Consider the following 12112-nt stretch of genomic DNA (forward strand, 5'->3'; position numbering starts at 1 on the left):
GCCTGACGGGTTGTCAGCAGCGGAACCTCTCCCCTCTCTCAGCACAAAGGGACGCAGAATTTTAGACTTCCCCACGCCGGAGCCCAAATGAGGCTCCGGGCTGCCGGTATGTTTTTTTCGGGCGTTTTATGCCCTTTTGAGCCGGATTCGGGGCCCGGCGAAACGCTTTGTGCGCCGGTGTGCCAACCGACCCATTTGCAGAATCGGTTGGCACTTCAGCCTCAGCCGTTTGCGACTTCCAGCTGCACGGGCACCGAGTAGTCGTCGAATTCAAGCACAGAACCGCCGTTGACATCGGCCGCGAAATCCAGGGCCAGGGCCTGCACTTCCTCGCGGATGTAGCTGCCGAAGCTCTGCACGGCGGCCTGCAGCTCAGGCTGCTCGCCCAGAGTCACACGGATTTTGTCCTGCACTTCCAGGCCGCTGTCTTTGCGCAGGTTCTGCAGGCGGTTCACCAGCTCGCGGGCCACGCCTTCCTGGCGCAGCTCGTCGGTCAGGGTCACGTCGAGGGCCACGGTGAGGGGGCCGTCGGTGGCTACGAGCCAGCCGGGCAGGTCGTCGGTGCGGATTTCCACGTCGTCGGGGGCCAGGGTGTAGGCTTCACCGTCGATGTTCACGGCCAGCTGGCAGGTTTTTTCGAGGGTGCTAATTTCCTCGGCGCTCATCTGCTGGATGCGGGCGCCCACGGCCTTCAGCTTGGCACCGTACTGCTGGCCCAGGCGCTTGAAGTTGGGCTTCACCGACTTCACCAGCACGCCGCTGGTGTCGTCGAGAAACTCGACGTGCTTCACGTTCACCTCGGCGCAGATCAGGTCCTCTACCAGGCCGACCTGCTCGCGGGTGGTGTCATTCAGCACTGGCACCAGAATGCGCTGCAGCGGCTGGCGCACCTTCAGCACCGACTTTTTGCGCAGCGAGTGGGTGAGTGAGGAAATGCGCTGGGCCAGCTCCATCCGCTCCTCCAAGGCCTTGTCGATGCGAGTTTCATCGGCTTCTACGAGCAACGTGAGATGCACCGATTCGGCGGCGAGGGGCGTGCTGCGCTCGATGGCTTCGGCGCGCATGCCGCCGGTCATGTTCTGGTAGAGCCACTCGGCGAAGAAGGGCGCAATCGGGGCCATGAGCTGCGCAGTCACCACGAGGCACTCCTGTAGGGTTTCGTAGGCGGCCTTCTTGTCCGGGGTCAGCTCGCCCTTCCAGAAGCGGCGGCGCGAGAGGCGCACGTGCCAGTTGGAGAGCTGGTCGGTGACAAAATCCTGGATGGCGCGGGCCGCTTTGGTGGGGTCGTAGGAGTCGTAGTGGCCGCGCACTTCGAGGATCAGCGACTGGAGCTTGCTCAGAATCCAGCGGTCCAGCTCGCTCAGCTCGGCGTGCGGCACCCGGTCAAATTCGCGGGCCTGGAAGCCATCGAGGTTGGCGTAGAGGGCGTAAAACGAGTAGGTGTTGAACAGCGTGCCGAAGAAGCGGCGCTGCACCTCCGTGATGCCCGCCACGTCGAATTTGAGGTTGTCCCAGGGCTGGGCGTTGGCAATCATGTACCAGCGGGTGGCGTCGGGGCCGAACTGGCTGATTGTGGCAAACGGGTCCACGGCGTTGCCGAGGCGCTTGCTCATCTTGTTGCCGTTTTTGTCGAGCACCAAGCCGTTGGCCATCACGTTTTTGAAGGCCACGGAGTCTTCCAGCATCACGGCCAGCGCGTGCAGGGTGAAGAACCAACCGCGGGTCTGGTCCACGCCTTCGGCAATGAAATCGGCGGGGAAATTCTTCTGGAATTTCTCGCCGTTTTCAATCGGATAGTGCCACTGGGCGTAGGGCATGGCGCCGCTGTCGAACCACACGTCGATGAGGTCGGTTTCGCGGTACATGGGCTCCCCGCTGGGGCTCACCAGGAAAATATCGTCCACATACGGACGGTGGAGGTCAACCTTTTCGCCGTTAGCGTAGGGGTTGTGGGTCATGATTTCGGCGGCTACGGCCTTGTCAATCTCCTGCTTCATCTGCTCAATGGAGCCGATGCAGATTTCCTCGGTGCCGTCCTGGGTGCGCCAGATGGGCAGCGGCGTGCCCCAGTAGCGGGAGCGGCTCAGGTTCCAGTCCACCAGGTTTTCCAGCCAGTTGCCGAAGCGGCCGGTGCCGGTGCTTTCGGGCTTCCAGTTGATGGTTTTGTTCAACTCGATAAGCCGGTCCTTCACCGCCGTGGTTTTGATAAACCAAGAATCGAGCGGGTAGTAGAGCACGGGCTTATCGGTGCGCCAGCAGTGAGGGTAAGTGTGCTCGTACTTCTCCACTTTGAAGGCCGTACCGTCGCCCTTCATCTTGATGACGATGCTCTCGTCGAGGGTTTTGTAATCGGCTCCGGTTTCGTCGTGGCCGTCGTAGTTTTTCACCCAGCGGCCGCCAAATTCGCCCATCTGGGGCACGTAGCGGCCGGTGCGGTCTACGATGGGGCCGAGCTTGCCTTCCTCATCCGGCACCATCAGCGCCGGGATGTCGTTGAGCTGAGCTACGCGGAAGTCATCCGCACCAAAGGTGGGGGAAATGTGCACGATGCCGGTGCCGTCCTCGGTGGTCACGAAGTCGCCGGGAATGACGCGGAAGGCCCGGTCCTCCCCTTCAAACGGGGTGAAGTTGAACAGCCGCTCGTACTTGATGCCGACTAAGTCGGAGCCTTTGAAACTAGCTTCCACGTGCCAGGGCAGCACTTTGTCGCCGGGCTTGAAGTCCTCAAACGAAGCCTCTTTGCCTTTCTCCGAAAAATAGCGGCTCACCAATGCCTCGGCCAGCACCACCCGGATGGGGGCGTAGGTGTAGGGGTTGAAGGTGCGCACCAGCACGTAGGGAATCTTGGGGCCCACCGCCAGGGCCGTGTTGGCGGGCAGCGTCCAGGGCGTGGTCGTCCAGGCCAGAATGAACACCTCGGGCTGGGCGTTATCGTCGCCGTAGAGCGTGGCCAGCGGCACTTCGTCCAGGGTCATGTTGGCGAACAGCGGCTCCGACTTCTCGTCGCGCTTCACCTTGAACTGCGCCACCACGGTCGTGTCCTTCACGTCCCGATACGTGCCGGGCTGGTTTAGCTCGTGCGAAGACAAGCCGGTGCCGGCGGCCGGCGAGTAGGGCTGAATGGTGTAGCCCTTGTAAAGCAGGCCCTTGTCGTAGAGCTTTTTGAGCAGGGCCCAGCAGCTCTCGATATACTCGGGCTCGAAGGTGATGTAGGGGTCGTCGAGGTCCACCCAGTAGCCCATCTTCTCGGTGAGGTCGTCCCACTGGGCCTTGAAGCGCATCACGGTTTCGCGGCAGCGCTGGTTGTACTCCTCGATGCTGATTTTCTTGCCGATATCCTCCTTCGTGATGCCCAGCTCCTTTTCCACCTGCAGCTCGATGGGCAGGCCGTGGGTATCCCAGCCGCCTTTGCGGTGCACCTGCTTGCCCAGCAGCGTCTGGTAGCGGCAAAAAATGTCCTTCACGGTGCGCGCCATCACGTGGTGGATGCCGGGGGCGCCGTTGGCCGAAGGCGGACCTTCGTAAAACACGAACGTGGGCTGCCCTTCGCGGGTGCTCACGCTCTTCTCAAAGATGCCGTTCTGCTTCCACCACGCCAGGATATCGGTGCCAACCTGGCCGTAGTTGAGCGGCTGCTTGAATTCGGGGTAGTTCATTGTTGTGCTGGTGAAACCCCACCCCCTAGCCCCCTCCCCAAAGGGAGAGGGGGAACTAGTTTTTAGAACTAGTGCGCTAGGGCCGGTGGAGTTAGAATGTATAGGTAAAAGCTAGTTCTCCCTCTCCCTTTGGGGAGGGGGCTAGGGGGTGGGGTTACGCGGTAAGGCCTTTTTTCATCCGACTCAGGTTCAGCTCCAGGTCATCGTCTTCCTCGTGGTACTGCTCGTCGTAGTGCCGGATGCTGGTCTGGTTGATGTTTTCATCCTTGCCGTGCTCGAAGGTGACCAGCAGGGAAGGCAGCAGAATCAGGTTGGAGAAGTTGGTAATCAGCAGGCTGGCCGACATGAGCAGGCCCAAAGCCTTGGTGCCGCCGAACTCGGAGAAGGCAAACACCGAAAAGCCCAGAAACAGCACGATGCTGGTGTAAATCATGCTGGTGCCGGCCTCCGAAAGTGTGGTGCTGATGGCGGCCCGCACGCGCTGCCCGTTCACGACCATTTCCTGCCGGAACTTAGCCAGCAGATGGATGGAGTTGTCGCCATCGATGCCCAGCGCAATGCTGAAGATGAGTGCCGTGCTGGGCTTGAGCGGAATGCCGAAAAAGCCCATCAGCCCGCCGGTGAGCAGCAGCGTCACGAAGTTGGGCAGCAGGGTGAAAAACACGGCCCGGAAGCTGCGGAACAGAATCAGCACCACCAGCCCGACCAGCACGAAGGCGATAATCAGGCTTTCCTTGAGCGTGCCGATAAGGTATTCGTTGCCCTTGGTGAAGAGAATGGTGGTGCCGGTGAGCTTCACCGTCATGCCCGTGCCATTGAAGATTTCCTTGATCTGGGGCTGAATCTTGTAGTTGAGCAGCGTGTCGAGGTTGTGGCTGCCGATGTCGGCGATTTTCAGCGAGATGCGGGCCCGCTGGCCGGTGCTGTCGGTGAAGGAGCGCAGCAGCTTGTCCACCATCAGGCCGCCGGCGGCCGGTGCGCCGGCCGCAGCCTCGGCCGGGGCACTGGCCTTGCCCCGCGAGTGGCTCAGGTAGCTCAGAATGAAGTTTTTTTCCGAGTTGTCGGGCAGGCGGTAGTAGGCCGGGTCGTCGTTGTAGAAAGCCTGGGTGGAAGCTTTCAGGAATGTGACGATGCTGACCGGCGTGGTGAGCACCGGCTGGGTGCGCAGAAACTTCTCGAACCGGTCAATCCGCTCCAGGTTTTTCAGCTTCAGAATGCCCTGCTTCTTGCCCGTATCAATGACGATTTCCAGCGGCATCACGCCGTTGAAATGCTGCTCAAAGAACTTCAAATCACTGTTGACGGAGCTTTCCTTGGGCAAATCATCGACCATGTACGACACCGACTTGATCTGGCGGATGCCCAGCACCGACACGGCCGCCAGCGCCACCGCCACCACATACACGGTGCCGCGGCGCTCCAATACGAGGTGGTCGAAAAACTCCAGCAGCTTGGTCAGCGGCTTGGCCTCCAGGTGCTCCAGCTGCTTGGGCGTGGGCGGCGGCAGGTAGGTGAATACGGCCGGAATCAGGATAAACGAGATGATGAAGGCCACGAAGATATTGACCGTGGCCACCAGCCCGAACTGGTAGAGAATGGCAATATCGGTGAAGCAGAACACGAAAAAGCCGATGGCCGTGGTCGTGTTATTCATCAGCGTTACGAGCCCGATCTTGCGGATTACCCGCGTCATGGCCAGCATCTGGTTGCCGGATTTGCGGTAGTCGTAGTGGTAGCGCGAGAGTAGGTAGGTGCAGTTTGGAATGCCGATGACGATGAGAATGCTCGGAATCAGGCCCGTGAGCAGGTTGATCTTGTAGCCCAGCAGCACCATGCTGCCCACGCACCAAATCACGACCACCAGCACCACCAGAATGGGGAACACCACGGCGGCCCAGGTGCGGAAAAACATGAACAGCGTGACGGCCATCATCAGCACCGTGAGCATCACAAAGAGCTTCATTTCGGAAGCCACCTTCGAGGTCATGGTGGAGCGCACGTAGGGCAGGCCGGCGTAGTGCAGGCGGATGCCGGTTTTCTGGGTGAACTGGTCGGCGTGGGCCAGAATCTGGTTCATCACGGCCTGCCGCTTCGAGGAGTTCAGAAACTTGGGGTCCATGGTGAGGGCCAGCAGCGTGGCCCCGGTGCGTGGGCTAATGAGCTGACCCTTATAGAATTCCTGCTGGTTCACCACCCGCATCAGCGAGTCCAGCTCGCGCTGGGTCTGGGGGAAGTTGCGGAAGATGGGTGTGGCCCGGAAGCTCTGCGTGGCCGTGTCCTTGGCCAGCTTAGGCAGCTTTGTGACCGAGAGCACGCCGCTCACGCCGGGCACTTTGGCCAACGTATCGGTGAGGGTGCGCAGCTCGTTGAAGTTGCCGAACCGGTAGATGCTGCTGTCCTGCATGCCCAGTACCAACACGTTGCCATCTTCGCCAAAGGTTTTTTTGAACCGCTGGAAATAGACCATGTCCGGGTCGTCGGGACTCACTACCTGGGCAAAGTCGTAGGTCATTTCGACCTTGCGGGCTTCCCAGGCCATGAAAACCGTGATAACGGCCAGCAACCCGATGAGCAGTCGGCGGTTTTTAATAACGAAAAGCGCGAGTTTACTCCACATTAGGCCGCTAAAATGCAGCAAAGGTACGCAATGAACCGCTGGGAGAAACCCGCGTTCAAGTTGCCTTCGTCCCGGATTTAATTTGACTCTGCCTCGATTTGAATTTAAATCCCGTGGGTTTTATTAAATATATGAAACTCAAATCGTTAGTCCATCCGTACAGCCATACCCGGTCTACCCAGCCGGTTGTTCTACCCCGCGCCTTACAGTGCCCCGCGCACTTGCTTCATGACCCTCTACCAATCACCCGACGCATCCCTGACGTACCACCCCGACTCCGATACGCTGCACCTGAGCTACAATGCCACCCGCCTGGACGTTTCCTTTGGCCAGGCCTACCAGGTGGCCCTGCAGGAAATGCTGCACCAGAATGTGGGCAAGCTCCTGCTCGACCTCAAGCGCAACGCTCCGCCCGTAGACGACACCGACGAATGGGTGCTGGAGCCCCTGGCCCGCCACCTGCCCGCCGAGCTTACCCACCCGATTTTCATTGCCGCCGTGCTGTCCGAAGGCCAGTATCAGTACCAGATTGGCAGCTATCTGCCCAGCATCGGCTCCACGCTGGCCTCCGAGCAAATCGAGTTCAACTACTTCACCTCCCGCCGCGAAGCCTCCGCTTGGCTGCAGGCCAACTGATGGTTCACCAAATCGGCTGTCATCCTCCATCTGTCATCCTGAGCCACGCGAAGGACCTTCCTCTTTCAGCCCCGAAAAACGTCATTTAACTCACAAAGCCCTTTACCGCCGCAACGGTAAAGGGCTTTGCTCATTTTATAAGGCTTTCTGCTGACGAAGAGGAAGGTCCTTCGCGTGGCTCAGGATGACAGCCGATTTCCTTACAGCTTCTCAAAAATGCGCGAGAAGCTCACGGCCTCGCCGATGTAGCCGCGCAGCGCGGAAATCGGCATGCGAGTCTGCTCGCGGGAGTCGCGGTGGCGGACCGTTACGGTTTCGTCTTCCAGCGTCTGATGATCTACGGCAATGCAGAAGGGCGTGCCGATAAGGTCCTGGCGGGTGTAGCGCGTGCCGATGCTGTCCTTTTCCTCTACTACCAGGCGGAAGTCGTGGCGCAGGCTGTTGTAGATTTCATTGGCCTTCTCGGGCAGGCCGTCCTTTTTCACCAGCGGGAAAATGGCGGCTTTCACCGGCGCCACGGCCGGGTGCAGGCGCAGCAGCTTGCGGGTTTTGGTTTTCTGCTCCTCCCCTTCGCCTTCCACAATGGTTTCTTCCTGAAACGCCTGGCAGAGCGTGGCCAGAAACAGCCGGTCGGCCCCAACGGAGGTTTCCACCACGTAGGGCACGTAGTTGCCGTAAGGCTTGCCGGTTTCGGGGTTAATATCGTTGTCGAAGTAGTTCTGCTTTTTGCGGCTCAGCGTCTGGTGCTGGGTCAGGTCGAAGTCGGAGCGGGAATGGATGCCCTCGATTTCCTTGAAGCCGAAGGGGAATTCAAATTCAATATCCACGGCGGCTTTGGCGTAGTGGGCCAGCTTGTCGTGGTCGTGGAAGCGGAGCTTGTCGGCGGGCAGGCCCAGGGCCTCGTGCCAGCGGCGGCGGGTGGCTTTCCAGGTGTCGTACCACTCGCCCTCGGTGCCGGGCCGCACGAAAAACTGCATTTCCATCTGCTCAAATTCCCGCATCCGGAAGATGAACTGCCGGGCCACAATCTCGTTGCGGAAGGCCTTCCCGATCTGGGCAATGCCGAACGGCACCTTCTGCCGCGCCGACTTCTGCACGTTCAGGAAGTTGACGAAGATGCCCTGGGCCGTTTCGGGCCGCAGGTAAATCAGCGAGGAGCCCTCGGCCACCGCGCCTACCTGCGTCGAGAACATCAGGTTGAACTGGCGCACGTCGGTCCAGTTGCCGGTCTTGCTCACCGGGCAGAGGATTTTCTCGTCGATGATGAGTTGCTTCACGCCGGCCAGGTCTTCGGCGGTGAGCAGGCGGCCCATTTCGGCCAGCAGTGCATCGGCGCGGGGTTTGTCGCCGGCGTTTTCGTACTCGGCGGCTTTGTCTTCGAGCAGCACGTCGGCGCGGTAGCGCTTCTTGCTGTCGAGGTTGTCGATCATGGGGTCGGAGAAGCCGTCGACGTGGCCGGAAGCTTTCCAGGTGAGCGGGTGCATGAATATGGCCGCGTCGATGCCCACCACGTTCTGGTTGAGCTGGGTCATGGCCTTCCACCAGAGCTGCTTGAGGTTGTTTTTCAGCTCCACGCCGTTGGGGCCGTAGTCGTACACGGCGGCCAGGCCGTCGTAGATTTCCGACGACGGAAACACGAAGCCGTATTCCTTGGCGTGCGACACGATTTCGGCCAGCGTGCCTTCGGTGGTGGTAGCGGCAGCTTTCTGCGGGGCGTTGCTCATATAAAAGGGCGGAGTAGTTTGGAAGAAGCCGGCCGGCCCGAAGCCCTGCTACGGGCCCCGGCCGGGGTTGTCCGGCAAAAGTAGCAGAAGCTGTGAGGGTTTGGGACTTACAACCGCGCAAATCAACTTTTTAGCGTCGGCCCGCGCCCACCGCAGGCCTTTACCCTCAGCGTTTTAGCCCGGCCCTGAACCTCGCTTTCATTCCTGCGTTAAGCGCAAGCACGGGCGGCCGGCACCCGATTTGGCGTAACAATTTCATAATCTTGCCCCGCCTAAGGGCCACAGTACCTTTGACTGCTGAGTGCCCAAAACCTGATTTTGAATTAAACTTCCCCCTATGTTTGGCTTAGAGCCTCATGTGCTGCTGCTGCTGATTCTGTGTCTGGTAGCGGCCTGCGCGTTTGAATTTGTGAACGGCTTCCACGACACGGCCAACGCTGTGGCCACCGTTATTTACACCAACGCCCTGCGCCCCTGGGTGGCCGTGGTCTGGTCGGGCTTCTGGAATTTCATCGGGGTGCTCACGGGCGGCATTGCCGTGGCTATGGGCATCGTGTACCTGCTGCCGGTCGAGAGCCTGGTGGATCAGAACGTGTACCACGGTATTGCCATGGTGGGGGCGCTGCTGGTAGCGGCCATCATCTGGAACCTGGGCACCTGGTACTACGGCCTGCCCTCGTCGTCGTCGCACGCGCTTATCGGGTCCATTCTGGGCGTGGGCATTGCGTTTTCGCTGCTGCCCGAGTCGAGCGGCGCGGCCGTGAACTGGGGCAAAGCCGGCGAAACGATGGCCTCGCTGCTCATCAGCCCTATCTTCGGCTTCTCGCTCACCATCATCATGATGTTTTTGCTGAAGCGCTTCGTGGCCAACAAAAACATCTTTAAAGAGCCGCACAAGCGCAAGCCGCCGCCCATCTGGATTCGCCTGATCCTGATTGCGACCTGCACGCTGGTTAGCTTTTTCCACGGCTCCAACGACGGCCAGAAAGGAGTGGGCCTCATCATGTTGATTCTTATCGGCATCGTGCCCATTCACTTTGCCCTGAACCAGCAGTTGAACCCGCTGGATATGCGCGACTCGCTGGGCAAGGTGGAGCTGGTGATGAACAAGGTGAACCCCACCGGCCTCGGCGACACCGACCGCCAGCTGCTAACCGACATTCGCACCCAAACCTCCACGCTGGACCAGATCTTCGCCGGCAAAACCGATGTGAAGCAGCTGCCCGAGCAGTCGCGCTTTGAAATCCGGAAGGCCATTCTGCTGCTGCACAACCGCTCGAAAAAGCTCATCGGCAGCGACAAAGTGCCCCTGAGCACCATCGACCGCAAGACCCTAGAAGACGGTATCAAGGACATGCGCACCTTCACCGACTACGCCCCCTGGCAGGTGTCGCTGATGGTGGCCCTGTCGCTGGGCATCGGCACGATGGTGGGCTGGAAGCGCATCGTGAAAACCATCGGGGAGCGTATTGGCAAGGAGCACCTGACCTACGCGCAGGGCGCCAGCTCCGAACTGGTGGCCGCCGCCATGATTGGCGTGAACACCCAGTTCGGCCTGCCTGTTTCAACTACGCACGTGCTGTCGTCGGCCATTGCGGGCTCCATGGTGGCCAACCGCGGCATCAAGAACCTGAACCCGCAGATGGTGCGCAATATTGCCCTGGCCTGGGTACTCACCCTGCCCGTGACCATGACGCTGGCCGGCGGCCTGTTCCTGCTCTTCCGGGCCATTATGTAAGAATTCGTCTTCTTGGAATGACACAAAAAAGCCGACCCAGATAGGGTCGGCTTTTTTAGTAAGCACCGGTTGGTCAGCCGGTTACTGTTTGCCAAGTTTTTGAGTAATCGGCTACGAGTTATCCACCAAAACCGTGGATTACAAGCCTTTTACCCACTTATCCACAGCTAAAAAAGCTGTTTTTGTGGATAACTCACGTTTAGGCAGGCCACTGCACGTCGAGGTCGTCGTTGATGAAGACCCCAAAGTTGACGAACTGCAGCTCGTCCTCGTCAAAGTAAAGGTCAATCATTTCCTTCTCATAGGAAAGGCGCACGGCACCTTCTTCCATCTTCTCCATCTCGGTCGAGCTTAGGCCGTGGCGGCTCATCAGGTCCTGAATTTCCTTCACGCTCTTGCCATGAATCGGCTCGCCGAAGATGCGCAGGCCGGGGTGGTCGGTTTCAATGCAGCTCAGGCGGTAGTCGTCTTCGCGGTCGAAGTAGAGCGAGTAGCCTTCCTCCAGGTAGTTCCAGGCCTGGTGCTCAAACTCGTCGTCTTCCTCCGACTCTTCAATCTCTTCGGGCTCGCCCATCAGCGCCCGCACCTCGTCTTGGGTGGCCCCAAACTTCAGCGGGCCCATGCCCACGCCAAGGGTAATTTCGTTTTCTTCCGTACTGTTCGGTTGTGGTTGGGAGGTTTGCATAGCCGGGGGTTGAGGTTTCGGGTTTAAAGGTAGGGATTGGGGACTTAGGGGCTTGGTTGTTGGGGTCTTTGGGTCTTGGGGCTCACTGCTTTTTCGGACTCAATTCATAATTCAGAATTCCCTCTTTCATTTTCCGTATCGGGCTTTGAAGTCGGCCATCTGCTGCACGTAGTCGGGGTTGAGCTTGGCCTCGTCCCACTTGCGCTTGAAAATGGCGGCGGCGGCGGCTTTTTCGGGGTCTTCAGGCGAGCGGGGCAGCTCGGCGCGGCCGTGGGCTCCGCTCTGGCCCTTCTTGTCGTCGGGCACGGGGCCGTCGTACTTCTTGCCGCCGCGGTGGTTTGCGTAGCGCCTGGCCCGCGTAAAGCCCATCTGCAGGAACTTGCGGGCCATGTCGGCCCCCACAAAATCCTGGGCCTTCAGATAGGCCAGGAAAAGCCCGTAAATCTGCTCCGACGACTCGCGGGCCACTTCGGGGGTCCGGAACCGCCAGTGCGGCAGAATCTCGGACTTATAGGGCTCTACCAGCAGTACGCCCTGCTCGCCCTTGCCCACGCGGTACAGCTCGGGCTGCCGCCGGAAATCAACGTGGTGAAAATCGAGGGTGTAGTCGAACGGCATAAGCAGCAGAAACAGGCCTTATACGCCGCAAAGCCCATCCGTGGCCGGACTCTCCGGTTATCCACGGCCCAGGTTGTGGATAAGTGGATAAGTATGGCGAGCTATATATTGATAACCAGCCCCTTGAATGGTTATGGAGCGCTGGGGCGGAATAGTAGCCGCAGCGAGGCGGCAGGTTTGTAGAGAATTGCGCGCATAAAGCAACTCTAAGCCGCGTAGCGGTGGCAGAAACGCCCGAACGACTCTGTCACCGCTACGCGGCTTGGCTCTTCATTCCTGCTTATTGCTACAAACCTGCCGCCACGCTGCGGCTTTGTCCGTGTCGCCATTTTGGATACTACAAACCTCCGCCGCGTTGCGGCTATTGCTCCTTTGGGTTTAGAGCCGTTTCAGGTTGGTGTACCTAGCGCAGCTTCGGGGGACCTCACCCCCAGCCCC

7 protein-coding genes are annotated in these 12112 nt (G+C 59.6%); 2 read left to right on the forward strand and 5 right to left on the reverse strand.

Going from position 1 to position 12112, the window contains the following annotated elements; translation table 11 throughout:
* Positions 1–221 precede the first annotated feature (221 nt).
* Positions 222–3656: an isoleucine--tRNA ligase gene (gene ileS / locus BUB62_RS02775; RefSeq protein WP_073105795.1), complete on the reverse strand. Its 3435-nt coding sequence runs from the start codon at positions 3654–3656 to the stop codon at positions 222–224.
* Positions 3657–3810: 154 nt separating this feature from the next.
* Complete coding sequence (locus BUB62_RS02780) at positions 3811–6273, reverse strand: efflux RND transporter permease subunit (RefSeq protein WP_073105798.1); 2463 nt, start codon at positions 6271–6273, stop codon at positions 3811–3813.
* A gap of 228 nt (positions 6274–6501) precedes the next feature.
* Between BUB62_RS02780 and BUB62_RS02785 the strand changes: the two genes are divergently transcribed.
* Positions 6502–6909 (forward strand): hypothetical protein, encoded by a 408-nt coding sequence (locus tag BUB62_RS02785; protein ID WP_073105800.1) that lies wholly within the window; start codon positions 6502–6504, stop codon positions 6907–6909.
* Between the two features lie 200 nt (positions 6910–7109).
* Here BUB62_RS02785 and BUB62_RS02790 read toward each other — a convergent pair whose 3' ends face one another.
* Positions 7110–8633, reverse strand: coding sequence for a glycine--tRNA ligase (locus BUB62_RS02790; RefSeq protein WP_073105803.1), 1524 nt, complete (start codon positions 8631–8633; stop codon positions 7110–7112).
* Positions 8634–8970: 337 nt separating this feature from the next.
* Between BUB62_RS02790 and BUB62_RS02795 the strand changes: the two genes are divergently transcribed.
* Positions 8971–10371, forward strand: a complete 1401-nt coding sequence (locus tag BUB62_RS02795) for an inorganic phosphate transporter (protein WP_073105805.1) — start codon at positions 8971–8973, stop codon at positions 10369–10371.
* Positions 10372–10570: 199 nt separating this feature from the next.
* On the opposite strand, the gene BUB62_RS02800 is transcribed toward BUB62_RS02795, so the two are convergent.
* Together BUB62_RS02800 and BUB62_RS02805 are read right to left on the reverse strand one after the other, a co-directional pair.
* On the reverse strand, positions 10571–11056 hold the full coding sequence (locus BUB62_RS02800; RefSeq protein WP_073105807.1) for a hypothetical protein: 486 nt from the start codon (positions 11054–11056) through the stop codon (positions 10571–10573).
* 126 nt (positions 11057–11182) lie between these two features.
* Positions 11183–11674, reverse strand: a complete 492-nt coding sequence (locus BUB62_RS02805; RefSeq protein WP_073105809.1) for a DUF4385 domain-containing protein — start codon at positions 11672–11674, stop codon at positions 11183–11185.
* Positions 11675–12112 lie beyond the last annotated feature (438 nt).

Source organism: Hymenobacter daecheongensis DSM 21074 (assembly GCF_900141805.1).
GTDB classification, from domain to species: domain Bacteria; phylum Bacteroidota; class Bacteroidia; order Cytophagales; family Hymenobacteraceae; genus Hymenobacter; species Hymenobacter daecheongensis.